Origin of the sequence: Campylobacter sp. RM9331 (assembly GCF_020137685.1) — a bacterium.
In the GTDB taxonomy this organism is placed as follows: Bacteria; Campylobacterota; Campylobacteria; order Campylobacterales; family Campylobacteraceae; genus Campylobacter_E.
This window is the reverse complement of the sequence record NZ_JACGBA010000013.1, coordinates 1-25666: the sequence shown is the minus strand read 5'-3', so window position 1 is coordinate 25666 and position 25666 is coordinate 1. Positions and strand designations below refer to the sequence as shown.

At 28.7% G+C, this 25666-nt stretch carries 19 protein-coding genes; 15 read left to right on the top strand and 4 right to left on the bottom strand.

The features are described 5' to 3' along the window. Nucleotides 1–8 precede the first annotated feature (8 nt). Nucleotides 9–887, bottom strand: coding sequence for a lactate/malate family dehydrogenase (locus tag AVBRAN9331_RS06125; protein WP_336608403.1), 879 nt, complete (start codon nt 885–887; stop codon nt 9–11). Beyond that, the gene (gene metK, locus AVBRAN9331_RS06120; RefSeq protein ID WP_214117391.1) at nt 884–2083 is read right to left on the bottom strand and encodes a methionine adenosyltransferase; all 1200 of its coding nucleotides are present in this window, start codon (nt 2081–2083) and stop codon (nt 884–886) included. The genes AVBRAN9331_RS06125 and metK overlap by 4 nt, the downstream gene beginning before the upstream one ends. Nucleotides 2084–2183: 100 nt before the next feature. Here metK and sstT point away from each other — a divergent pair, with 100 nt between their 5' ends. From sstT to AVBRAN9331_RS06105, 3 genes are read left to right on the top strand one after another with little or no spacing between them, the layout of a single operon-like run. After that, nucleotides 2184–3413 (top strand): serine/threonine transporter SstT, encoded by a 1230-nt coding sequence (gene sstT, locus AVBRAN9331_RS06115; protein ID WP_214117392.1) that lies wholly within the window; start codon nt 2184–2186, stop codon nt 3411–3413. Nucleotide 3414: 1 nt separating this feature from the next. Then, the gene (locus AVBRAN9331_RS06110) at nt 3415–5112 is read left to right on the top strand and encodes a M3 family oligoendopeptidase (protein WP_267523930.1); all 1698 of its coding nucleotides are present in this window, start codon (nt 3415–3417) and stop codon (nt 5110–5112) included. Then, nucleotides 5109–7121, top strand: coding sequence for an ATP-dependent helicase (locus AVBRAN9331_RS06105; RefSeq protein ID WP_336612631.1), 2013 nt, complete (start codon nt 5109–5111; stop codon nt 7119–7121). The genes AVBRAN9331_RS06110 and AVBRAN9331_RS06105 overlap by 4 nt, the downstream gene beginning before the upstream one ends. Before the next feature lie 24 nt (nt 7122–7145). On the opposite strand, the gene AVBRAN9331_RS06100 is transcribed toward AVBRAN9331_RS06105, so the two are convergent. Beyond that, the gene (locus AVBRAN9331_RS06100) at nt 7146–8345 is read right to left on the bottom strand and encodes a tRNA guanosine(34) transglycosylase Tgt (RefSeq protein WP_214120062.1); all 1200 of its coding nucleotides are present in this window, start codon (nt 8343–8345) and stop codon (nt 7146–7148) included. Between the two features lie 30 nt (nt 8346–8375). Between AVBRAN9331_RS06100 and AVBRAN9331_RS06095 the strand changes: the two genes are divergently transcribed. The 12 genes from AVBRAN9331_RS06095 (at nt 8376) to flhB (ending at nt 23825) form a co-directional block, all read left to right on the top strand. Continuing rightward, nucleotides 8376–9755 carry a TrkA C-terminal domain-containing protein gene (locus AVBRAN9331_RS06095; RefSeq protein ID WP_214117396.1) on the top strand — a complete coding sequence of 460 codons (1380 nt, stop codon included), beginning with the start codon at nt 8376–8378 and terminating at the stop codon, nt 9753–9755. Between the two features lie 146 nt (nt 9756–9901). Then, entirely contained in the window at nt 9902–11263 is a 1362-nt protein-coding gene (gene gdhA, locus AVBRAN9331_RS06090; protein WP_214117397.1) for an NADP-specific glutamate dehydrogenase, read from the top strand. A gap of 96 nt (nt 11264–11359) precedes the next feature. Continuing rightward, on the top strand, nt 11360–13627 hold the full coding sequence (bamA, locus tag AVBRAN9331_RS06085; RefSeq protein WP_214117398.1) for an outer membrane protein assembly factor BamA: 2268 nt from the start codon (nt 11360–11362) through the stop codon (nt 13625–13627). Nucleotides 13628–13636: 9 nt separating this feature from the next. After that, the gene (accD, locus tag AVBRAN9331_RS06080; protein ID WP_214117399.1) at nt 13637–14470 is read left to right on the top strand and encodes an acetyl-CoA carboxylase, carboxyltransferase subunit beta; all 834 of its coding nucleotides are present in this window, start codon (nt 13637–13639) and stop codon (nt 14468–14470) included. Continuing rightward, entirely contained in the window at nt 14467–14919 is a 453-nt protein-coding gene (locus AVBRAN9331_RS06075) for a 23S rRNA (pseudouridine(1915)-N(3))-methyltransferase RlmH (protein ID WP_214117400.1), read from the top strand. The genes accD and AVBRAN9331_RS06075 overlap by 4 nt, the downstream gene beginning before the upstream one ends. Nucleotides 14920–14928: 9 nt before the next feature. Then, nucleotides 14929–15939, top strand: coding sequence for a hypothetical protein (locus AVBRAN9331_RS06070; protein WP_336612630.1), 1011 nt, complete (start codon nt 14929–14931; stop codon nt 15937–15939). Beyond that, nucleotides 15917–16852 (top strand): tRNA dihydrouridine synthase, encoded by a 936-nt coding sequence (locus tag AVBRAN9331_RS06065; protein ID WP_214117402.1) that lies wholly within the window; start codon nt 15917–15919, stop codon nt 16850–16852. The genes AVBRAN9331_RS06070 and AVBRAN9331_RS06065 overlap by 23 nt, the downstream gene beginning before the upstream one ends. Further along, nucleotides 16836–19022: an endonuclease MutS2 gene (locus tag AVBRAN9331_RS06060; protein ID WP_336612629.1), complete on the top strand. Its 2187-nt coding sequence runs from the start codon at nt 16836–16838 to the stop codon at nt 19020–19022. The genes AVBRAN9331_RS06065 and AVBRAN9331_RS06060 overlap by 17 nt, the downstream gene beginning before the upstream one ends. Nucleotides 19023–19114: 92 nt before the next feature. Continuing rightward, on the top strand, nt 19115–20833 hold the full coding sequence (locus AVBRAN9331_RS06055) for an EAL domain-containing protein (protein ID WP_336612628.1): 1719 nt from the start codon (nt 19115–19117) through the stop codon (nt 20831–20833). Then, a complete protein-coding gene (dapE, locus tag AVBRAN9331_RS06050) occupies nt 20826–21950 on the top strand; it encodes a succinyl-diaminopimelate desuccinylase (RefSeq protein WP_336612627.1) in 1125 nt (374 codons plus the stop codon). Before AVBRAN9331_RS06055 ends, dapE begins: the two co-directional genes overlap by 8 nt. After that, nucleotides 21940–22770, top strand: coding sequence for a carboxylating nicotinate-nucleotide diphosphorylase (gene nadC, locus AVBRAN9331_RS06045; protein WP_336612626.1), 831 nt, complete (start codon nt 21940–21942; stop codon nt 22768–22770). The genes dapE and nadC overlap by 11 nt, the downstream gene beginning before the upstream one ends. Further along, a complete protein-coding gene (flhB, locus tag AVBRAN9331_RS06040; protein ID WP_214120070.1) occupies nt 22770–23825 on the top strand; it encodes a flagellar biosynthesis protein FlhB in 1056 nt (351 codons plus the stop codon). Before nadC ends, flhB begins: the two co-directional genes overlap by 1 nt. 114 nt (nt 23826–23939) lie before the next feature. Here the strand turns inward: flhB and AVBRAN9331_RS06035 are convergent. Continuing rightward, nucleotides 23940–25666: SulP family inorganic anion transporter (locus tag AVBRAN9331_RS06035; protein WP_336612625.1), on the bottom strand; the 1727-nt coding region annotated here is incomplete at its 5' end.

Genomic DNA, 25666 nt, shown 5'->3' with positions numbered 1-25666 from the left:
TTCACTAATTATTTAATAGAATTAATAGTCTTTAAAATATAATTTTTTGAGATTTCAAGTTTTTCTTTTTCATCTTTGTTTAAGTCTAATTCAAGAACTTTTTTAATACCACCCTTACCTACTACAACCAATCTTGAATAAGCTAAATTATCTTGAGTAAAACTAATAGGTGTGATTAAATTCTCATCATCTTTAATAGCTTTAATAATTCTTGCAATTACACTTCCTATTCCAAATTCTGTTTTACCTTTTACTTTAAAAATCTCTCCGCCCTTAAAGCGAACTCTGTTTTCAATCTCATCTAAATTAAGGTTAAACTCATTAATATTTTTACCGCCCACAAAGGCATTGCTCTTATAAAAAAACTGCGTATCTCCATGCTCTGCTAGCATAAAAGCATTTATATTTTTATAAGAAATTCCTAATTTATTAGCAATTTCAATCTTAAGCCTTGCACTATCAAGCGTTGTGCCTGTGCCAATTACTTTAAAGGTATCTAAGCCACTTAATTTTTGAGCGTAATAAACAATGCTATCATTTGGATTTGTAGCTATTAAATATATACCATTAAAGCCCTTTAAGGCATTAATAATTTCTTTTAAAGGTTCATAATTAGCCTTAAGTTCAAGCGTTCTATCAGGCTCAATGCAAGTTGTATATGCTAAAACAATAAGATCACATTTTACTAATTCTTCTACCTTGCTAACAGCAAAAATTTTAGAATTTGAATTGGTATTTTCAAGACTATCTTCTAAATCAATCTTACTTGCGTTTGCTAAGCCATCTTTAATATCGTATAAATAAAGCTCGTTTGCTATATTTTGACTACTTAGCATAAAACTTGCAGCCGAACCAACGGCTCCAAGTCCAATAATTCCTATTTTCATTTTAATAAACTCTTAAATAATTCAACACTATCAAGCTGCTCCCAAGGATAACTTGCAACTCCAACTTGCCCATAAGTTGCAACATCAGCATAAGAAAATCCAGCTTTACTAGGCTCATCTAATCTAAATTTTTCTTTAATCCATCTAGGAGTTAATGCGAAATTTCTTTCAACAAATGCACTTAAAATATTATCATCAACACTTGCATTTGTCCCCATACAATCAACATTTACGCTAATTGGTTTTGCAATTCCTATTGCATAGCTAATTTGCACTATACATTTTTTAGCTAAGCCACTTGCAACTATATTTTTTGCTACATATCTAGCTGCATAAAGCCCACTTCTATCAACTTTTGTGTAATCTTTTGAGCTTTGTGCCCCACCACCTATTGGGCTATATCCACCAAAACTATCCACTATTAATTTTCTTCCCGTTAAGCCACTATCGTGAAGGCTTGAGTGATTTACATATCTTCCTGTTGGATTAATATAAATAATGCAATCATCTTTATTAAATAGCTCTTTTGGTAAGCCCGAATTACAAATTAAATTCATAATTTTTGAGCGAACTTCATCAAGACTTAGGCTACTTACGCTTGGAGCTGAAACTACTATTGTATGGATTTTTTTAGGCTTACAATTTTCATAATTTTCCTTGCTCTCATAGTCAATTGTAACTTGAGTTTTAATATCTACTCCAAATTCATGTGGATTATTTAGAGCATATTCATATACTTTATTACAAATCATTCTCGCATAAAAAATCGCAGCAGGCATAAATTCAGGTGCTTCGCTACTTGCAAAGCCAAACATCATACCTTGATCACCCGCTCCCATTTCTCCATCACTTTTATCAACGCCTTGATTAATATCATTACTTTGCTCGTTTAATAACACTTGCACTTTAACATCACTTGGGTGTAAGCATTCAGCCTTGCTAAAATGAGAATTTTCTTTATAACCTATTTTAATTAAAGCGTTTTTAACTACTTCTTCATATTCACTTTCACTAACCTTTAAATTAGATTTAATCTCTCCACCAATTATTACATTCTTTCCAGCGACAAAAACCTCACTAGCAACGCGAGCGTTTTTATCATAATTTATATGCAAATCAACAATGCTATCAGCAATGATATCAGCACATTTATCAGGGTGTCCTGCACTTACTACTTCACTTGTAAATAAATACATTTATTATCCTTTAATAATTAAATTTTGCCTAATTTTAGCCTTTATAGTTAATGTTTTGTAAGAGAGATTTGCTATATTTTTGCCTTTTTAAGGAGATATTATGAGCGTCTTAAGTTCAATGATTAAAAGATATAAAAGTACTAATTTAATTATAAAAATTATGATTGGTATTGTTGTAGGTGTTTTTGTTGGAATTTGTATTCCTAGTTTTACTGATTATACTTCTTTATTAGGAGATTTTTTTATAGGTGCTCTAAAAGCAATTGCTCCGATATTAGTATTTATTTTAGTTCTTAGTGCAATCTCTACTAGAGAATATGGAAATGGAACTAAAAAAATAAAACAAGTAATAATTTTGTATTTAATAGGCACTTTCCTAGCTTCTGTTTGTGGTGTTGTTGCTAGCTTTTTATTTCCTACAAAACTTATATTAGAAATACCAAATAATATTGATTTAACCCCGCCAAGTAGTGTTGCTATGGTATTTAAAGATTTATTATTTAAAATGATAGAAAATCCAGTAAGTGCATTAGCTAATGGAAATTATATTGGAATTTTAACTTGGGCTATAGCTGCTGGAATTGCACTTAAAACTTGCTCAAAAGAAGTAAAAAAAGTATTTATAGATATTAATGAAGGCACTATTAAAATTGTTGCTTTCATAGTTCGTCTAGCTCCTATTGGTATTTTTGGTCTAGTAAGCACAAGTGTTGCTAAAACTGGTGTAGAAACTTTAGCTGATTATGTTTTATTACTATTAGTATTAGTTGGGACTATGCTATTTGTAACATTTGTAATCAATCCATTAATAGTATTTGTAGTTACTAAGAAAAATCCTTATCCATTAGTTTGGGTTTGTATAAAACACTCTGCAATTTATGCGTTTTTTACAAGAAGTTCAGCTGCAAATATTCCTGTAAATATGGCACTATGTTCAAAAATTAATGTTGATAAAGAATTATATGGAGTATCAATTCCACTAGGTGCTACAATTAATATGGCTGGAGCTGCTGTTACTATTTCTGTTTTAGCACTTGCTGCAGTTCATACATTAGGACTTAATATTACTTTTACAAACGCTATACTACTTAGCTTTTTAGCTGCATTTGCTGCTTGTGGAGCTAGTGGGGTTGCTGGTGGCTCACTTTTACTTGTTCCTTTAGCGTGTTCATTATTTGGGATAAATGATGATATTGCTATGCAAGTAGTTGGGGTTGGCTTTATAATTGGAGTTATTCAAGATAGTGTTGAAACAGCTTTAAATAGCTCTACTGATGTGCTATTTTCGGCAATTTGTTCTGATACTAAAATAGATTTAAGTAGGGTATAAAATGGAATGGGATTTAAGCATAATTTATAAAAATAAAGAAGAATTATATAAAATTTTAAAAGATTTAGAAAATCAAGCAAACGATTTTGCTTTAAAATACGAAAATAATTTAAAAAATGAAAAAGAATTTGAAAATATAATTTCAAAATTAGAAAGCATTTATAATGAGTTAAGCCGTGCCGGAGCTTATGCGTATTTACATTTTGCAAAAGATAGTGCAAATGGAGCATTTTTACAAGAAATAAGCACAATTTGCACTAATATTGAAAGTAAATTGGTATTTTTTGAAATTGAGTTTTGCGAATTAGAAAACGCACAAGAAATTGCAAATAATTGTAAAAAATATTCATATATGCTAAATAATTGGCTAAAAGCTAAAAAATATCAATTAAGCAAAAGCAACGAGCAAGTATTTATGAAAATGAATATAAATGGTAAAGAAGCATTTTCAAGATTATTTGATGAATACTTAAGTAATATTACCTTTAAACTTGATTTAAAAAAAATCAGCGAAGAAGAACTATTAAGCAAGCTTTACAGCCCTGATAGAGCTTTAAGAAAAAGAGCAGCCGATGCACTTACAAAAGGACTTAAAAAAAATATAAAAACTCTATGCTTTATTTTTAATATGATTAAGAATAATCACTTAAGTGAATGTGAGCTAAGGGGCTATGAAAATCCTATGCAAGCAAGGAATTTGAGTAATCAAATTGAAGATGAAAGTGTAAAAAGCCTAATAAAAGCAGCCGAAAATAATTATCATTTAGTAGAAAATTATTACAATAAAAAGCGTGAAATTCTAGGTCTTAAAGAATTAAAAGACTATGATAGATACGCTCCACTTTATGATGATATTAGCAATGATTGGGATTTTGAGAAATCTTGTAAAGTTGTAAAAGATACTTTTAATAAATTTAGCCCAAAATTTGCTGAACTTATGCAAAAAGCACTTGATAATAAAGCCCTTGATGTATATCCAGCTAAAAATAAGCGTAGTGGAGCATTTAGCTATGGCATAAATCCTCAACCATTTGTAATGCTAAATCATACAAATAATAGAAGAGATTTATTCACTTTAGCACACGAATTAGGGCATTTAATCCATCAAAGTCTAGCAGGAGAAAATCTAGGGTATTTTAATGCAAATACTCCGTTAACTACAGCTGAAACTGCTAGTGTTTTTGCTGAAATGCTAGTTTATGACGCTATTAAAGATACACTTAGCCCTAAAGATAAAAAAGCACTTTTAGCAAGTAAAATTGAAGATATATTCGCAACATTTTTTAGACAAATTAATTTTACAAATTACGAAATCGCTCTACATAATCACGAAGGCGAATTAAGTGTTGATGAGTTTTGCGACTTATGGCTAGCTGAAGGGCAAAAAATGTTTGGTAGTAGCGTAAAATTACGCAAAAAATACAAATATTGGTTTAGCTATATCCCACATTTTATCCATTCGCCGTTTTACTGCTACGCGTATTCTTACGCACAATTATTAGTTTTAGCATTATTTGGGCTTTATAAGAGTGGAAAATGCGCTAATTTCGTAGAGCTTTATACAGAATTTTTAGCAAGTGGTGGAAGTCGCTCTCCGGCTGAATTGGTAGGACTTTTTGGACTTGATTTAAATAGTGATGAGTTTTGGCAATTAGGAATTAATGAAATTGCTAAAATGGTTAAGGAATTTTGCGAATGAATTATTTAGATAGACTAAATCCTGCTCAAAAACAAGCCGCTACATTTGTAGATGGAAGTTTGTTAATCTTAGCTGGTGCTGGAACTGGCAAAACTCAAACAATGATTAGCAGATTAGTCTATTTAATAAGTGAAGTTGGAATTAGCCCTGAATCAATTTTAAGCCTTACATTTACAAATAAAGCTGCAGCTTCAATGAAAGAAAGAGCTATAAAAATGCTAAATGAAATAGGCTATAGTAATAATTTACCAATTTTAAGCACATTTCATAGCTTTGGAATGGAGTTTTTAAGTGAATATATAGAATTATTAGATGGAAGAAGAAGGAAAAATTATAGACTCATTGATACTGATGATAAAAAGGCTATGATTAAAGAATTTGTTTTAGAAAAAATTAGAAAAACTGATATAAATTTTTTAAGTAAGGATAAAAAAGATAAAGAAATCTTAAAAGATGAAAAAGAGTTTTTAAGAAATAAAACCAACGAAGCTATGGCTTATATAGATAGGGTTAAAAATACCTTAGAATTTGAATTAGAAAATGAAAATCACGAAATATATTTAGATTATGAAAAAGCTTTAGAATACAATAATTTAATAGATTTTGATGATTTAATAATTCTGCCACACGATATTTTAAAAAACAATCCAACAACAGCTACAAAAATTAGCAATCAATATTCATACATAATGGTAGATGAGTATCAAGATACTAATTTAGCTCAATTAAAATTATTAAAATTATTATGTAAAGCCCATCAAAATATCGTTGTAGTTGGAGATGATGATCAAAGTATTTACTCATTTCGCCACGCAAGAATACAAAATATATTAGGATTTTCTGATGATTTTCAAGACGCAAAAATCATTAAATTAGAAGAAAATTATAGAAGCACAAAAACCATATTAAATCACGCAAATAGCTTAATAGCAAACAATAAAACAAGATATGGAAAAGAGCTATTTACAAATAATGAATTTGATATAGATATTACTAAATTAGAAAATTATTATGAAGTAATTTACGAGATTAAAAGTCTTATAGAAAAAGGCGTAAAGCACAATGAAATCTGTGTTTTATATAGAATGAATATGAGTGGAAATTTCATTGAGCCTAGATTAATTAGTGAGAATATACCTTATAAAGTTATTGGTTCTGTTCCGTTTTTCGAAAGAGCGGAAATTAAATTACTCATAAATTATCTAAGACTTTATGTGGATTTTAACGATAACTTGGCCTTTAAAAAAATCATCAATATGCCTAAAAGAAAATTTGGTGAAAAAGCCTTAGAAAAATTAGAGAATTTATCTAAAAAACCATCTTTATTTGAAAGTTTAAAAGATAATTTAGATAGTTTTAAAAATATTGAAATTAAAGAATTTATAGAGCTTTATACTACAACTCAAGATAAATTCGCTTTATTTTTAAATAAATTAGCTTCTCTTGAAGTTCATAATTTATTTGATAATCCAAAATCAAGAGCTGAAAACTGCTCGGTATTTTTTGATATTATCAAAAGAGAATGCGGCTTTAATGCCGATATTGCTAAGCTTACTAATTTTTTAAATAAAATCATCTTACAAGAACAAATAATAAAAGAAAATAATAACGCAATTAATCTTATGACCATTCACGCTAGTAAAGGATTAGAATTTGAATATGTATTTTTAATTGATTGTGATGGTGGCAAAATGCCTTGCACTTTTATGGGTATTTTTGATATTGAAGAAGAGCGAAGATTAGCTTATGTAGCGATGACAAGGGCAAAACATAAATTCTATTTACAATATGATTATACAAATCCAAGTATTTTTGTAAATGAAATTATGTATAAAAATACTAGCAATACTACTATAAATAATTCTACTAATGAATTTAAAGTAGAAAATGCAGTAAATCATAAATTATTTGGTAGTGGAAAAATACTTGCCATTGAAGGCAATTTAATTAGCGTAAATTTTCAAGGAAAAATTAGAAAGCTCAATAAAGACTTTCTAAGTTTAGCTTAAATAATATTAGTATTTAAACTAATATTATTTATAAATCTCTTTAAAATTCTTATAAAAATTAGCAAAAGTTTTATTAGCTATATTTTCTCTAATCTCACTCATTAAATTTAAATAATAATGCAAATTATGAAGACTTGCTAAGCGAAAAAATGTAATCTCTCCAGCTTTAAACAAATGATGAACATAAGCACGGCTGTAATTTCTACAAGTATAACAAGAGCAGTTTTTATCAATTGGCTCATTGTCATCTTTCATAAAACTAGCCTTTATATTTATTTTGCCAAAACTTGTAAATAATGTGCCATTTCTAGCATTTCTAGTAGGCATAACGCAATCAAACATATCAACCCCACGAGCGACATTTTCTACCAAATCAAGCGGAGTTCCAACTCCCATTAAATATCTTGGACGATTTTGCGGCATTTGTGGGGCTAGTTTTTCTACCGTTTCATACATTAATTCATTTGGCTCTCCAACGCTTAACCCACCAATTGCAAGTCCATCAAAATAATATTCATTTTCAGCATCTAAAATACCTTTTAAACACTCACTTCTTAGCGTATGATTAGTCCCACCTTGAACGATAGCAAAGATATTTTGCTCTCTTTTTAATTCATTTGTATAAAGCTTTTTAAACTCGCTTTTATAAAGCTCTTTTGAATATTTTTGAAGCAAGGTAATTTCATCTGTATTTTGAAATTCTTTTTTCATCTCAAGCGAGAGTTTAGCCCAATAAATAGTGCGTTTAAGACTTGCTTTAATCCTTTCTTCACTAGCAGGTAAAGCACATAAATCATCTAAAACCATACAAATATCACTATTTAATAAATACTCCGTTTTTAAAACACTTGCAGGTGTAAAATGATGTAAGCTCCCATCAATGTGGCTTTTAAAAGTAATTCCATCATCACTATGTTTTGTATTTTTACTTAGTGAAAAAGCTTGAAATCCACCACTATCAGTTAGAAAGCTTCCATTAAATTTAGTAAAATTATGTAGCCCGCCGTGTCTAGCTATCAAATCAGCACCTGGTCTTAAATAAGTATGATAAGTATTTGCTAGGATTATTTTTGCTCCTAGACTTTGCATATCAGTTGCATCTAGGGCTTTTACGCAGCCTTGAGTTCCTACTGGCATAAAACAAGGAGTATTAAATTCCCCGTGAGCTGTGCTTACTTTACCAAGCCTAGCATTATTATCTGTTGAATATAAATCAAATTTCATTATAATTTTCCTTTATAAAATGGAGTTGTTATGAAAAAAATATTAGTTTTAGCTAAGGTTTGTGTTGCAAATCACTTCTTAAAAGAACTTGCAAAGTTTAAGGATAGCACAAAAGAATATATAATCGTTTGCCAAGATGATATTAATTTTAAGCATAGTTTTACTCATATTAAAATTGACCCTACAAATGCTGCAAGACTTAAAAATTATGTAAATAATAATCTTGAACTTGTATATTTATTATTTGATAATGATTTAGATACAAGGCTTGCTTATGATGCTATAAGATTTATTGATAAAAGAGTAAGAATTGTAGTGTTATCAAACAATAAAGAATACGAAAATGATAGCTTTTGCACTCTTATTAATCAAGAAGAAATGACTACAAATCATTTGATAGATATTTTGCCAAATATGCCAATGATAGCAAGAGATATTGGGCTTGGAATTGGCGAGATTATGCAAGTATTTGTTCCTGTTGGCTCAATTTATGCAAACAAACATATAAATGCAATTGCGCAAGAATTTTATAAAATCGCATTAATTTATAGAGATAATGAAATAATTTTACCAAAACCCGATACTCAAATTCTAGCAAATGATGAGCTAGTTTTAGTAGGTGATCCAAATATTTTAAATCTAATGTTTTCAAGGATTAAAGGTCAGGTAGGACAATTTCCTAGCCCTTATGGAGATAGTATTTGCGTTGTAATTGATATGAAAATTGATGAAAATATAGATAATTTAATAAATACAGCACTTTTATTACACGCTAAATCTAATAGTTCAAGACTAATTTTTTATGTAGTAAATCCTACAATAAATAAAGACCTAGAAAAATTAAAGAAACTTAAAAGAAAGACAATAATAGTCCATATTAAATATGAAGATATATCGGTAAATAATGTAGTTTTAGAGTTTTGTAATATGTATTCTGGACTATTTATTACAAGTAAAGAAATTTTTAAAAAAAATATAGCAACTTTTTATGATAGTTCTATGCCTGTTTTAAAAATAGGAACAATAGATTTTGCAAAGCTAAATACTATAGCTTGCATAGGTTCAGGCTCTCTTAGAGTGGAGAATTTGACATCTACTTTATTAGATATTTCTTTAATACTTAATTTAAATGCAAAAATGATGTATTTTGATAATGCAAATCCTGTAAGTGATGATTTAATAGAGCATATAAATATGCAATCACAATTTTTTAATAAGAATTTAGAATTAGTAGAATACAAAAGCAAAAACCCATTATTAGAGCTAAAATTTAATCCATACATAATACATTGTTTAGGATTTGAAAAGCATATAATCAAAACGAATACTTTAAAATATTTATCTAATGATTTTTCAAAACTTTACGAAATACTAGATGATAATTATCAATTATTCATACCAATAGTTTAAAACTTCTAGGAATTTAAATCATTTTAAATTCCTAAAAATTAATCACAAATTTTTATTAATTTTTTTCATACATTTTTCTTCAAAAATTTTTATCATAAATTTAATTTTTTTTGTATAATATTTTTTTATTTTTTAAAGGAGAAAAAATGAGTGCAAAATCTTATGTAAATGAAACACTTGAATTAATCAAAACTTATTCATCTAGACAACCTATATTCTTACAATGTGCAACTGAAGTTTTAAAATCAGTTACACCATTACTAGAAAGCAACAAGCAATACGAACAACACGCAGTATTACAAAGACTAGTAATGCCAGAAAGAACAATTATTTTTAGAGTTGTATATATTGATGATAGCGGTAAAGCTCAAACACATTTTGGCTACAGAGTTCAATTTTCTAGTGCTCTTGGACCTTATAAAGGTGGTTTAAGATTTCACCCTACGGTAAATCTTGACATTTTAAAATTCTTAGCATTTGAGCAAATCTTTAAAAACTCTTTAACAGGACTTTATATAGGTGGTGGTAAAGGTGGGGCTAATTTTGACCCTAAAGGCAAAAGCGATGCTGAAATAATGAGATTTTGCCAAGCATTTATGAGCGAACTTAGCAAACACATAGGCTATTCAACCGATGTACCTGCTGGAGATATTGGTGTTGGTGCTAGAGAGCTTGGATATATGTTTGGAGCTTATAAAAAAATTACTTCTAAATTTGATGGAACTTTAACAGGTAAAAAAATTAGCTGGGGTGGTTCATTAGTTAGAAAAGAAGCTACAGGATATGGAACGGTTTATTTCTCAAAAGAATTGCTAAAAGAAAAAGGCGAAGGCTTTGAAGGAAAAACTTGCGTAGTTTCAGGTAGTGGAAATGTGGCTATTTATACTATTGAAAAACTTTATGAATACGGAGCAAAAGTTGTTGCAGTAAGCGATAGCGATGGCTATGTTTATGATAAAGATGGAATTGACTTAGACCTTTTAAAAGAAATTAAAGAAAACTTAAGACTTCGTGTAAGTGATTATGCTAACCGCAAAAAAGGTGCAGTTTTTGTATCTAAAGTAAATTATGAAAAAGGAACAAACGGAATTTGGAGTATTCCTTGTGATTATGCTTTCCCTTGTGCAACACAAAACGAACTTAGCTTAATAGATGCAAAAAACTTATATAAAAATGGCTGTAAATTAATCGCTGAAGGTGCTAATATGCCTTGCACACTTGATGCACAAAAATTTATTTTAGAAAACAAAATATATTATGCACCAGCAAAAGCAGCAAATGCTGGTGGTGTAGCTACAAGTGCGCTTGAAATGCAACAAAATGCAAATATGACTTCTTGGACATTTAACGAAGTTGATGAAAAATTACATAAGATTATGAAAGATATTTACGCTAGAACTGCAAATACTGCTAAAGAATTTGGATTTGAACACAATTTATTAGCAGGAGCAAATATTGCAGGCTTTAAAAAAGTTGCAGATGCTATGATAGACCAAGGCTATATTTAAGCCGAAAAGCCCTATTTTTAGGGCTTTTTTTACAAACTTAATATTAACTTTCTTTTATTATTATTCTTTCTTCAAAATCAAAAAATCAGGTTAAATATGAAAAAAATTATATATGTAAGTGCTATTAGTTCTTTGATTTATGCAAATACAATAAGTGATATTGAATTTAAAGGCTTATATCACTTGTCAAAAGAACAAGCCTTAAAGGCTGTGGATTTAAAAATTAATGATGAAGTTAATATATATAAGATAAATGATGCGGTTAAAAACCTTTTTTCTTATGGATATTTTGATGATATTTATGTTGATGAAAATAATGGAAAGCTAATATTTAATGTTGTAGAAAAACAATTCATTGCAAAAGTAAATATCAAAGGAACTTCAAGTAATGATAAAAAGCAAATAGAATCGTTTTTAAGTATTAAAAAAGGCGAAGCTTATAATGATAGAAAAATAGAAGAAGCAAAAGAAAAAATAATTCTATACTACCAATCTCGTGGATTTTATGATAGCGTAGTTGAAGTTGATACTCAAGAGCTTGAAAATAATGCTGTTGTATTAAATTTCAACATAAATAGAGGCGAAATCATAACAATTAAAAAAGTTAATTTAATAGGTGCTAAAAAATTAGACTATAGTGATTTTGACCCTGTAATAGCAAATAAAGAAAAAGAACTATTAGGTTGGTTTTGGGGATTTAATGATGGTAAATTATACTCAACCGAACTACCAAACGACCCTGCTAGAATTAAAGATGAATATATGAAAAAAGGCTATCTTGATGCTAATGTATCAAATCCTTATTTAGAAGCTAATATGCAAACTTACAAAGCAGAATTAACCTATTATATAAGCGAAGGCAAACGCTATAAAATAGAAGAAATCACAATAGAAAACCCACTAGAAAATGAAGTGAAATTTAACTTAAGTGATTTAAGAAGTAAAAAAGGAAAATATATTAATTCAGAAAAAATTCGTTCTGATATAGAATTAATTAAAACCAAATTCCAAGATAAAGGATATGCTTTAGCAGAGGTTTATCCTGATATTGCTAAAAATGATGCTGATGGAGTTGTAAAAATTTATTTTAGAGTTAATCTAGGCAATAAATACAATATTGGTAAAGTAATAATTAAAGGCAATGATAAATCTTTAGATAAAGTAGTAAGAAGAGAATTATTCTTAACCGAAGGAATGCAATTTAACAAAACAGATTTAAATGATAGCATTATAGCACTTAGAAAAACCGGTTATTTTGAAGAAGTAAATATCACTCCAAAACCAAGCTTTACGGGAGATATTGATTTATTAGTAGATGTAAAAGAAAAATCAACAGGCTCAATTACTGGTGGTGTTGGTTATAGCACATCTGATGGATTCTTAATTAACGCATCTGTTAGCGATAGGAATATCTTAGGTAGCGGAATGTATGGTGGGATTAATTTAGAAAAATCAGATAAAGATGTAACTGGTAAAATCTTTTTAAACAATCCTAGGATATTTGATTCTAAATACTCAACAGGCTTTGATATATATAGCTACAAAAGAGATTGGGATACTTACGAAGAATACAATAATGGTTTAGAACTTAGCATTGGTAGAGAATTAGCTAGATTTTGGGGAATTGGAGCTATTTATAATTACGAGCAAAGTGATTTAAGAAAAGCAACTATTGAAATGATTGCAAGTGGTGAAAAATTAGGCAAATCAAGAAAATCAGCTATAACTCCATATTTATATTTTGATAATACTGATGATTTTTACTTACCAAGAAGTGGTATTTATAGTAGAGCAGCATTTACTTATGCAGGGCTTGGGGGAGACCAAAAATATAAAAAATTTGCCTTTGATTTTAAGTATTATAAAGGTTTAAAAGAAGATTTTGACACCGATTTAATTTTTAGATTTAGAACATCATTTAATAAATTATTTAATTATAAAGATACACCAATTAACTCAAGATTATATCTTGGTGGTTTAAGAAGTGTTAGAGGATATGAAAGTGATAGCATAACTCCAAGGGGTATTGGATATTATGATACAAATACTCATACTAAAGTAGATAAATTAGGAAACGGAGTAATTGCTTATCCTTACGATAAAGGTGGAGCGATTTCACTTAATTCTAGTGTAGAAATCAATTTCCCATTAATTAATAAATTAAAACTTCGTGGTTCAATTTTTTATGATTATGGTATGATAGGCGAAAAAAAATTAAATGAGATTAAAAGACAAAGTGCAGGAATTAGTCTTGATTGGAGCACACCAATGGGACCATTAGTGTTTGTATTCTCAAAACCTATTGATAAAAAATCAGGGGATAAAACAAATACATTTGAATTTAGCATAGGAAGTCAATTTTAGGAGATAAGAATGAGTTTTGCAGATATTTTTAAAATTAGAAGAACACAATCAAAGCCAAATGAAGCACCAAATCACTGGGTAAAATGTGATAATTGTCATGCTTTAATGTATTATAAAGAAGTTGCAAGTTGCTTTAATGTATGCCCTAAGTGTGGCTTACATATGAAAATAAGCCCTAATGAAAGAATAGAAATGCTAGTTGATGAAGGAAGTTTTATTGAATATGATAAAACTTTAAGAGCTAATGACCCATTAAAATTCGTAGATTCAAAAAGCTATAAAAAACGCTTAAACGAAAGCGAAGAAAAAACAGGCAGAACGAGTGCGGTAATTTCAGGAGAATGCAAAATCGGTGGAATTGGCGTTCAATTATGTGTGTTTGACTTTTCTTTTATGGGTGGTTCGCTAGGAAGTGTTGAAGGCGAAAAAATCGTTCGTGCAGTTCAACGCGCTATGCAAAAAAAAGAAGGACTTATAATAATTAGCGCAAGTGGTGGTGCTAGAATGCAAGAGAGCACATATTCACTTATGCAAATGGCTAAAACATCAGCTGCATTAAAATTACTTGCTAGAGAAAGACTTCCTTACATATCAATTCTAACTAACCCTACTTTTGGTGGAGTATCAGCGTCTTTTGCTTGGCTTGGAGATATTGTAATTGCTGAACCTATGGCACAAATTGGCTTTGCTGGTGCTAGAGTTATTAAGCAAACTATAGGAGCTGATTTACCTGAAGGATTTCAAAGTGCTGAGTTTTTATTAGAGCATGGACTTATTGATTCTATTGTTCCAAGAGCTAATCAGCGTGAATTTTTAAGTGATTTTTTACGATATTTTAAATGAATATAAATATTTATTTTATTCAAAAAAAATTAGAAAAATTAAGCGAATTTGAAAATAGATTTATAAAATTAATAAATCAATTTTCAAAACTTAATCTAAATAATGTATTTTCAAAACAAATCGCAAAAGCACAAGATTTGGGCTCAAATGAAGCTAGAATAGAATATGCAAAAGCTTATATGCCTTATAAAAAAACTTTTAGTATAGCTTTAAGTGAAAGGGGCAAGAGCATTGATAGTATTGAGTTTGCTAAGTTATTGCAAGATAAAAATGAGATTAATTTTTTTGTAGGTGGAGCTTTTGGATTTAATGATGAGTTTTTAAATGAATGTGATTATGTATTGAGTTTTTCAAAACTTACATTTTCACACGAAATTGCAAGGATTGTATTGTTAGAACAAATTTATAGGGGTTTTTGTATAAATTCAAATCACCCTTATCATAAGTAAAGGATTGTTATGAAAATTAGAAATTTTTTAATTTATTCTATTTTATATTTAATGTTAATTGGACTTATTATTGTTATATTTTTTAATGATTTATTTAACTCTACAAGAGTAATTAATTTAGGAATTTTCAATTTTCAAAAAACATTTGAATTTGATAGCTTTACTTGGGTTTGTATGCCACTTGTTATATATGTTATATTTGCATTACTTTATTTTTATTTTTCATTTATTTCTTTTCATTTTTCAACAAAAAGACTTATTAAAGATGGTAAAAAATTTGAAATGTTTTTAGAAGATTTAGTTTTAGATAAAAAGAATATTTACAAGTTTAAAACAAAAGAAATTCAAGACGCTAGTGAATTAGTAAAATCACTTTATTACAATCAAGCAGGAACAAGTGCTGATAAATTAAATAATGCAATAGCTATAAAAGCAATGGTTGAAAATGGAGAAATCTGTGATTTAAAACCATTTAAACTATCTAAAGACAATACAATTTATTTAAAAAACGAAGCAAATAAAGCTAAAAATGATTTAAATTACGCTTATAACTTACTAAAAAATCAAGAAGAAATTCAAGATGAAATCAGCCTAAGTGCTTACAATAATCTAATTTTAAACGGCATTTATGCAAATATTAAAACACTAAAAATTCAAAAAAGCAAAGAAGATATTAAAATCCTTTTAAATAGATTTGCTAATGATGATTTAAGTCTTAGCAATGCTGAATTAGAAGTTTTAATTTTTAATGATAATTTTGAAGAAGGCGAATATTTAGATTTTGCAAAAGAATTATTTGCAAAAATTGAGCCAAATAGCCTAAAAGCAATCTTTTTAAAACTAAAAAATGAAAAAGATAACGCATTTAGAGCGTATTTATATATACTTGCAAAACTTGCATTATTTGATGAATTAATAGAAGAAATTTATGGTAGCGAAGCTGATTTAGAAGATTTTAAATTAATTGTATTTTTAAAAGAACAAGGTAAAACTTACGATGTTGATAAACTTATTTGCTAATTCTAAGCCCTTATTTCTAGCACCAATGGCAGGTCTTAGCGATCTTGCCTTTAGAAGACTTGTTAAAAGATTTGATTGTGATGTAACAATTAGCGAAATGATTAGTTCAAACGCTCTTGTTTATGAGAGTGAAAAATCTTTAACTATGTTAGAAAAAGATAAAAGCGAAAGACCTTTCATAGCTCAAATCGCAGGCTCAAATAAAGAAATTATAAAAAAAGCAGTTGAGATTATAAATAAAGAAGAAAACATTCACGGGATTGATTTTAATTGTGGCTGTCCTGTAAATAAAGTTATTAAGCAAAATGCAGGTTCAGCACTACTTAAAGACTTAGATAATCTAAAATCACTCCTAGATATTATAAAAACCAATAATAAAGTAGGCACAACAAGTGTTAAAATAAGACTTGGTTTTAATGAGTGCGAAATAGAAAAAATAATAAATGCTTTAAACGAATTAGAACTAGATTTTATAAGTATTCACGGAAGAACTAGAGCAGGAATGTATAGTGCTAAGGTAGATTATAACGCTATAAAACTAGCAAAATCTTTAGCAAAAACCAAAATAATTGCAAACGGCGATATATCTTATGAAAATCATCAAATGGTATTAGAACAAACCAATGCTGATGGGCTTATGATAGGAAGAAATGCTGTTGGAAATCCTTGGATTTTTTCTCAAATTAAGGGTAAATTTAATGAAATTAATAAAAGCGAAATCATACTTACACATTTTGAATTTATGTGTGATTTATACAAAGATTATGCTTGTTCGTTGTTTAGAAAACACTTGCACGAATATTCAAAAGGCTTAGCAAATGCGAGTGAATTTAGAAATGAAGTAAATAAAATTAATGAGCCTAAAATTATGCTAAATACGATAAAAGAGTTTTTTGATGCTACAAATTATTAAAAACCTTGATTTAGTTGAATATTTAGATGAATTATTTGCTTTATTTGCTAGAAATAAACCTTTATTTATTGAAGGGGATACTAATTTACACCTAGCAAGAATTAATGAATTATGCGAATATGAATTAAAAGAATTAAAAAGCGTAAAAGATTTAAGCAAAGCATTAAATCATCTTAGTAAAAAAGGCATTTTACACCTTGATGAGATAGAAGAATTTGTAAAGATTTTAAATTATTTTAAATACTTATTTCAAATTCCGTTTTCAAATTCTTTTAAAAAATACCTTGAAAAAATCATAATTCCTAATGAAATTGAAAATATATTAAAATATTTTAAAGACGATGTATTTGATGAAGAAAAAGACGAGCTTTTACAAAGTATAAAAATCAAAATCAAAGAATTAAACCAAAGCATAAATCAAAATCTAAGAAGCCTGTTAAACTCAAAATCACTTGAAAGCTATTTAATAGATACTCAAATACATTTTATATCAAATACTGAATGCTTATTGGTTAGGGGCGGATTTGCTAAAGTGCTTGATGCTAGTATTGTTGCAAGAAGTAGTGGTGGTGGATTTTATGTAGAACCTAGCAGTATTTTAAACTACAAACAAGGCATAAAAAGATTAGAAAATGAAGCCGATGCTAAAAGATTTGAATACGCAAAACAATTTAGTGAAATTTTATCTAAGCATTTATTGTTTTTAAAGTTTATAAATAAAGAATTTGATTTAATAGATAGCTATATTGCAAGGGTTAATTTTGCTAAAAAGAAGGATTTAAACTTCATAACCCCAAGTAATGATGATAAAATTATCTTAAGTGAGTTTTGCCACCCCGCTTTAAATAATCCAAAACCTGTTAGCGTAGAGTTTAAAGAGCAAGTTTTATTAATAACAGGTGTAAATGCGGGTGGAAAATCAATGCTACTTAAAAGCATTTTAGCTGCTAGTTTTATGACAAAATATCTAGTTCCTATGAGAATTAATGCAAACAAATCTCACATAAGTACTTTCAAAGAATATATAAGCATTATTGAAGACCCGCAAATGGCTAAAAATGATATTTCTACTTTTGCAGGAAGAATGTTAGCATTTGCTAAAATGAATGGTAAGAAAAATTTCTTATTAGGGGTTGATGAGATTGAGCTAGGAACTGATTTTGAAGAAGCGAGTTCATTATTTTTTACCCTAATTTGTGAGCTGAAAAAACACGGAAAACTAATAATTACCACCCATCACAAACGCTTAGCAATGTTACTTGCTAAAGAAGATAAAGTAGAATTATTAGCAGCTTTATATGATATTAAAAATGAGCGTCCTAAATATGAGTTTTTAGCGGGAATTGTAGGCAAATCATACGCATACGAGACGGCTTTAAGATATGGAATAAGTGCTAGTTTGGTTGAACTTGCTAGAAAAAGCTCTAGCGAAGCTGAGCAAAATATAAATGAAATGCTAAATAAAAACCTAGAACTTGATGCAAAACTTAAAATGCTAATTGCAAACAACGAAAAAAAAGAAAATAAATTAAACAATCTCCTAGAAAGCCTAAAAGATAAAGAAAATAAATTAATTGAAGAATACAAAAAACGCAAAAATGAACTAGAAAATGAATATTTTAAAGCAATAAATGCGGCTAAAAAAACTCTTGATTTTTCTGATTTAAAAGATAAACAAAGACAAATTAATGCAGCAAATATATTAAAGCAGCAAATAAAACCAGAAAGCGTTAAAAGAGAAGAATTTAAAATAGGAGATTTTGTAAAATACGAAAAAATTAAAGGCAAAATCATAGCTTTAAATAAAAATATAGCAACCGTGCAAACTGATATGCTACAATTAAAACTTGATATTTCAATGTTAAAAAGAAGTGGCGAAACTCCTAAATCAAATTCTAGCAAAGTAACTTATGAAAAAAGTGTAAGTAATGCTAGCACTAAATTAGATTTGCATGGATTAAGAAGCGAAGAAGCTATTGAATTATTAGATAAATTTATTTCAGACGCACTAATAATTGGATTTGATGAGATTATCGTATATCACGGCATTGGAACAGGTCGCTTAGCTTATGCTGTGAAAGAATATTTAAAAACTAATAGGAGTATAAAAAGCTTTTGTGATGCACCTGCAAACGCTGGTGGATTTGGGGCTAAAATTATAAGATTGTAGGTTGAAAAATGGAAAACAAGGATTTTAAAAAAATAAAAAATATTTTATATTTATTAATTGGTGTTTTTGTTCTACTTAATTTTTATCTTTTTATGGATTCTAGAAATTATGTTAGATTATTTACAGAAAGCTATTTTCATTCATTAATAAATAAAGAAGAATTACAATCTTCTAAAATGTTAAGCGAATTTATCGTTCAAGACAATAAAATTATCTTAAAAAATGATAATAGCCCAAAATTAAGTGAATTAGAGATTAAAGAACTAGCAAAAAATGATAATTTTTACGAAGCTATCAAAGTAGATAAAAATCAATTTAATATAAGATATTACGAATTAATTAATGGAATTTATTATGGGTTTAATAACCAATTTTATCTTACAAATTCTAGATTTTATCAATTTTACATACCTGTGCTTTTAAATATTTGTTTTTTCATTTTAATCTATATTCTATATAAACAAAAAAATCATATCTCAGCACAATATCAAAGAAGTATTAGCACATACACTAAAAGAATAGAAAAACTTGAAATTGAAGCAAGTATAGACCCGCTAACTCAACTAAAAAATAAAAGAAGTTTAGAAAAATCAATCGTTCTTATGAAAAATCCAAAATTATTATTAGTTGATATTGATGAGTTTAAAAAAATTAATGATTATTTTGACGCTAATACGGCTGATGATTTATTAAAACATATTGCCTTAATTATGAGCGATTTTGCTGATGAAAACCACTTAGAAGTCTATAAGCTTGATGGGGATTTGTTTGCACTTTTAGAAGATAGTATTGAAGATGAGCAACGATATGAAGAATTAGTAACAGAGCTTATGCAAGAGCTTAAAAATAAAGATTTAACAATAGAGTATAATCACCAAATAGCTAGCATAGTTTTAACGCTTACAATGGGACTTTGTTTAGAAAATGAAAACACCCTTAAAAAAGCATTTATTGCACTAAAAAGAGCAAAAAGAGATAATAAGAATTTCGTTTGTTATTCTAAATTTATAGATGAAGAAAAAGAATATTTCCATCAACTAAGCACAGCAAAATCAATTCAAAGCGCAATAGCAAAAGACGAAATCTTACCTTTTTTCCAACCTATTTTTGATAAAGATAAAAACATTACTAAATTTGAATCTTTAGTAAGAATTGTCAAAAAAACTCCTGAAGGAACTGATGTAATAACTCCAGGTGCTTTTTTAGCAGTTTCAATTAAAATGAAACAATACGAAATTATTGAAAATTTTGTGATAGAAAAAGTTGTTCAAACTCTAGTTGAAAATCAAGATATTGTTTTATGTGTAAATCTTGGCGGAAGAGATATGATTGATAGTGCTAAAAATAATAAATTCATAAATCTTTTAAGAAGAACAGGGGTTGCTAATCGCTTAATTATTGAAGTATTAGAAGATGAAAATATTTCACAAAATGAAAAAATAAAAGACTTCTTAAAAAGAGTGAAAGAATTAGGTTGTAAAATCGCATTAGATGATTTTGGTAGTGGATTTAGTAATTTTTCGTATTTATTAGAATTAATGCCTGATTATATTAAAATAGATGGAAGTATTATAGAAAAAATTACAAAAGATGAAAAAAGCGAAAAAATAGTCAAAACTATAGTTTTATTCTCAAAATCTCTAGGCATTAAAACCGTTGCAGAATTTGTAAGCACAGAAGAGATATTTAAAAAATGTATCGAAGTTGGTGTAGATGAGTTTCAAGGATTTTATTTAGGAAAACCAAGTCCAACTTTTACACAAGAAGAAATTGATTTAGACTTTTATCATTTAAAGGAAAAAAATGCTTAAAAAATTATTTATAGACCTTTTAAAAGAAGCTAGTGTTACTCCTGATGCTAAGAATTGTTATAAAATTACAAGTGAGTTTTTATCTAATTTTGATAATGAAATCCTAGCTATAAATAATACTACAAATCAAATCTTAAGCAAAGAATTTAACAAAGTTGGTTTGCATATTTGTTTTTGCGGACATATTGATGTAGTTCCTAGTGGAAATGGTTGGGAAAGTGAACCATTTTTACCAACTATAAAAGATGATTTAATAATAGCGCGTGGCACTCAAGATATGAAAAGTGGCGTTGCAGCATTTTTGTATGCAATTAAAGAATTTAGCAAAAACAATATTAAAAATATAAGAAAAATCAGCATTGTTTTAACAAGCGATGAAGAAGGCGATGGTAAAGATGGAGTTATCAAGGTTTTAGAAGAATTAGACAAAAGAAATGATTTGCCTAATATGTGCATAGTTGCCGAGCCAACTTGCGAAAAAAACTTCGGTGATAGCATAAAAGTTGGTCGTAGGGGCAGCATTCACGCAAACATAAAAATATTAGGAACTCAAGGTCATGCAGCCTATCCATCAAAATGTAAAAATCCCGTTCATTTAGGGGCTTCGTTTTTAGCTAAAATTTCAGGATTTGATTTAGATAATGGCAATGAGTTTTTTGAACCAAGTAAAATAGTAATTACTAATTTAAGTGCAGGAATTGGTGCATCAAATGTAACTCCTAGTGAGTTTAAAATTATGCTAAATGTTAGAAATTCTCCACTTACAAGCAAGCAAGATTTAGAAGATTTTTTAAGAGAAAATTTAAAGAATTTAGATTATGAATTAGAAATCAAACAAAGTTCAGAGCCATTTTATACAGACGCTAATTCAATACTTGTAAAAACTCTTAAAAAAGCCTTAGAAAATCAAGGTATTTTCAATACTAGCTTAAACGCAAAAGGCGGCACTAGTGATGCAAGATTATTCGCAAAATACGGCGTTTTAGTCTGTGAATTAGGCGTAGTAAATGATAAAATCCATGCAGCAAATGAAAGCGTGCCTTTTAGTGAAGTTGTAGCTTTAAGTAATACATTTTTAGAGTTTTTAAACTTAATGGAGGCAAATAATGTTAATTAATAGTGAAATTGAACTTATTAAAAAAGAATTAAATGATGATTTAGGTAGGGGAGATTTATTCTCACAACTTGAAAATAATGAAATAATAAAAGCGAATCTTAAGGCTAAAAGTGATGGGGTTTTTGCTGGAGAGCCTTATTTTAAAGAGATTTGTAAAATGCAAAATATTGAATATGAATTATTTATAAAGGATGGACAGAGCTTTAAAAAAGGCGATATTTTAGCAAAATTTAAAACATTAAAAACTACTTTATTAATGAGTGAGCGAACCATACTTAATTTTATTCAACACGCATCAGGGATTGCTACAAAAGTTGCTTCAATGAAAGCTTTAATAAAAGATTATGATGTAGCTTTGCTTGATACTAGAAAGACAAGACCTGGATTAAGAGTGTTTGAAAAATACGCAATTCGTTGTGGTGGTGGGCAAAATCATCGTTTAGGTTTAGATGATTGTATTATGCTAAAAGATACTCATTTGCTTGGAGTAAAGGATTTAAAATCTTTTATAAAAGAGCTAAAAAGTAAAATCCCATATTACACTCCAATTGAAATTGAGTGCGATACTATTGAGCAAGTAAAGACTGCTTTAGAAGCTAATGTAAATGCAATTTTACTTGATAATATGAGCCCTAGTGAGTGTGCTAATATAGTAAAATTAAGAGATAGTTTGGGCATTAAAGTTATCTTAGAAGCTAGTGGGGATATTAACGAAAGCACCATAGTTGAATATGCTAAAAGCGGAGTTGATGTAGTAAGTTCAGGCTCAAATATTTATAAGGCTACTTGGGTTGATTTTTCTATAAGACTTGGTGAGTAATTATGGCTGATGATGCAGAAAAGACAGAAGAACCCACAGATAAAAAGATAGAAGACGCCAGAAAAGAAGGAAATGTCGCTAAAAGTCAAGACGTAGCAGCACTTATAACTCTTTGCGTTGGTTTTGGCTTTGCTTTATTTTGGGTTTATTTTTTGCACGAAAGAATTACGGCTTTATACATTTATTATCAGAGTTTAATAGGTAGCGAAATTGATAATAAATTGCTTTACAAAATAGGTATCAAAACTCTACTTGAACTTGCTTTAATGATCTTACCACTTGCTATTGCAATTGCTATTGCTGGAATTATTGCAAATGTTATGCAAATAGGCTTTAATTTCACACTCAAACCCATAATGCCTAATTTTGGCAAAATCAATCCAATCAAGGGCATTAAAAATATAATTTCAATGAAAAAGCTAATAGAATTAGTGAAAATCATTCTAAAAGTTAGCGTTATTTTTGGTATTGTTGGATATTTTATATATAGCTTTTTGCCAGGACTTAGCCATTTAGCAATTTTGCCACTCATTAAGCAAATGGAGTGGTTAAGAGATAAAATCATAATCCTTTTTGCAGCTGTTATATGCTCATTTTTAGTATTTGGAATACTTGATATTTTTATAGTTCGTTTTCAGTATTTTAAAGGACTTAGAATGAGTAAACAAGAGATTAAAGATGAATACAAGCAAATGGAAGGAGACCCACAAGTAAAGGCAAAAATCAGACAAATTCAAATGCAAGCAGCAAGAAATCGTATGATGCAAGATGTCCCTAATGCTGATGTGGTAATTACCAACCCAACTCATTATTCAATCGCAATTGCTTATGATAGGACAAAGCATAAAGCCCCTGTGGTATTAGCAAAAGGAGTTGATAATATCGCCTTTAAAATCCGTGAAATAGCACAAAAACACGATATTCCAATATATGAGCAAAGAGAATTAGCAAGATCACTTTATAAGATTTGTGAAGTAGGAGATGAAATCCCTGTAGAATTATATAAAGCAACGGCTGAAGTCTTAGGCGTAATTGCTAGAATGAGTAGAAGATAATTTAAATTCTTTTTAAACACAATACAAAATATAAGCACCAAAAATCTTTATAAAATCAAAAAAACAATATCGCCAAATATAATTTTGAAAAATACTTTTAAATAGTTTTAATAGCTATTTAATAGTCATTTCAACGCTCCAATAAAAATTATCTACTCCAATAGCTTCAACAATACCGCTTCTTTTCATAATTTCTTTAATATCAGGAGAAACTCCTGCAATAAATACGGGAATTTTTCGCTTTTTAATAGCTTCTATTACTTCAAGAAAGGCACTTGCTCCTGAAATATCCATATAAGTTGTCCCACGCATAGAAAATATAATCGCTGTTTTATAATTTATTCTGCTAGTTAATTCTAAAATTTTATCCGTATTAGAAAATATAATAGCTCCCATTATATAAATTACTTCAGCTTGTTTTATATGTTGTGGTAAAGGAGAATTTAAATCAGTAAATTTCTCACTATCAAAATAATCAAATTTAATTTTTAAGTTTGAAATCTGAACCATTAAAAGCATTAAAGATAAAATCACGCCTATTAAAATTGCAATTGTTAAATCAAAAATAATAGTTGCTAACATAGTTGCAAAAAACTGAACTAAAGCACCTTTAAATCTATTTTTAAAAAAATATTTAATAGTATGCCACTCATTCATTCTAAATGCAGTTACAAATAAAATTCCAGCTAACGCACTAAGTGGAATTAAACTCATAATCGGTGCTAAAACAAGCATAGATACCAATAAAATTATAGAATGAAATATACCAGTAAGCCTAGTAACAGCACCAGACTTAATAGCCACGCTAGTTCTAGCAATAGCAGCTGTCGCAGGAACTCCACCGCAAAAAGGAACTAAAATATTGCCTAAGCCTTGAGCTATTAATTCTCTATCGCATTTAAGTCTAACACCAACCATTCTACCACCACTTGCACCACATAACAAGCTCTCTATCATACCCAATAAAGCAATACTTATTGCAGGAGTTATCAACTCTTTTAAGTGCAAAATATCAAAATCACTAAAAGCAAACCTATCATCTAAGATTATGTTAGTAGGAATTACCCCTATTCTTTGAATATCTAATGAAAAAATTATACTTATTAATGTAGCGACTATCAATGCAATTAATGAAGCAGGAGCATATTTTTGATATTTTTTAGGATAAGCTAACATAAAAACTACTACGAAAATACATATAAAAACTGAAATATAATTAATATCTAAATCCATTTTAAAATAATTTATTGTTTTTTCTAAAGTTGTAATTCCACTAGCTTTAACACCTAATAAATTATCAATTTGACCTAAAGCAATAATAACAGCAATTCCTGAAGTAAAACCTGTAATTACAGGCATAGGAATAAATGCAATCACTCTACCAAAATGAAATAATCCTGCAAAAATTAATAATAATCCAGCCATCAAAGTAGCCACAAAAACACCTGTTAGTCCATATTGAGTAGTTATGGCAATTAAAATAGCAGCCATTGCACCGGTTGGACCTGATATTTGATAATAAGCTCCACCAAATAACGATATTACAAACCCAGCTAAAATAGCAGTAATAAGTCCTGAAGCTGCACTTGCCCCACTACTAACACCAAATGCAAGCGCTAAAGGCAGAGCAACAGCAGCAACCGTAGCACCAGCCATTAAATCTTGTAATAATTTCATCTTGTTATATTCGGTAAATTCTAGTCTTAAATCTTGAAAATAGCTTTTCATCAAAACATTCCTTAGGTATATTTTGTTAATCATATCAATGATTGTTTTAAAACTAGCTTTTAATACAAAATCGCAATTTCTAATTATTCTATTAATACTATGTATAAATACTA

Bases quoted from the DNA above. Each gene is read 5' to 3' on its own strand.
- AVBRAN9331_RS06125 (WP_336608403.1), bottom strand. From the start codon at position 887: ATGAAAATAGGAATTATTGGACTTGGAGCCGTTGGTTCGGCTGCAAGT.
- metK (WP_214117391.1), bottom strand. From the start codon at position 2,083: ATGTATTTATTTACAAGTGAAGTAGTAAGTGCAGGACACCCTGATAAA.
- sstT (WP_214117392.1), top strand. From the start codon at position 2,184: ATGAGCGTCTTAAGTTCAATGATTAAAAGATATAAAAGTACTAATTTA.
- AVBRAN9331_RS06110 (WP_267523930.1), top strand. From the start codon at position 3,415: ATGGAATGGGATTTAAGCATAATTTATAAAAATAAAGAAGAATTATAT.
- AVBRAN9331_RS06105 (WP_336612631.1), top strand. From the start codon at position 5,109: ATGAATTATTTAGATAGACTAAATCCTGCTCAAAAACAAGCCGCTACA.
- AVBRAN9331_RS06100 (WP_214120062.1), bottom strand. From the start codon at position 8,345: ATGAAATTTGATTTATATTCAACAGATAATAATGCTAGGCTTGGTAAA.
- AVBRAN9331_RS06095 (WP_214117396.1), top strand. From the start codon at position 8,376: ATGAAAAAAATATTAGTTTTAGCTAAGGTTTGTGTTGCAAATCACTTC.
- gdhA (WP_214117397.1), top strand. From the start codon at position 9,902: ATGAGTGCAAAATCTTATGTAAATGAAACACTTGAATTAATCAAAACT.
- bamA (WP_214117398.1), top strand. From the start codon at position 11,360: ATGAAAAAAATTATATATGTAAGTGCTATTAGTTCTTTGATTTATGCA.
- accD (WP_214117399.1), top strand. From the start codon at position 13,637: ATGAGTTTTGCAGATATTTTTAAAATTAGAAGAACACAATCAAAGCCA.
- AVBRAN9331_RS06075 (WP_214117400.1), top strand. From the start codon at position 14,467: ATGAATATAAATATTTATTTTATTCAAAAAAAATTAGAAAAATTAAGC.
- AVBRAN9331_RS06070 (WP_336612630.1), top strand. From the start codon at position 14,929: ATGAAAATTAGAAATTTTTTAATTTATTCTATTTTATATTTAATGTTA.
- AVBRAN9331_RS06065 (WP_214117402.1), top strand. From the start codon at position 15,917: ATGTTGATAAACTTATTTGCTAATTCTAAGCCCTTATTTCTAGCACCA.
- AVBRAN9331_RS06060 (WP_336612629.1), top strand. From the start codon at position 16,836: ATGCTACAAATTATTAAAAACCTTGATTTAGTTGAATATTTAGATGAA.
- AVBRAN9331_RS06055 (WP_336612628.1), top strand. From the start codon at position 19,115: ATGGATTCTAGAAATTATGTTAGATTATTTACAGAAAGCTATTTTCAT.
- dapE (WP_336612627.1), top strand. From the start codon at position 20,826: ATGCTTAAAAAATTATTTATAGACCTTTTAAAAGAAGCTAGTGTTACT.
- nadC (WP_336612626.1), top strand. From the start codon at position 21,940: ATGTTAATTAATAGTGAAATTGAACTTATTAAAAAAGAATTAAATGAT.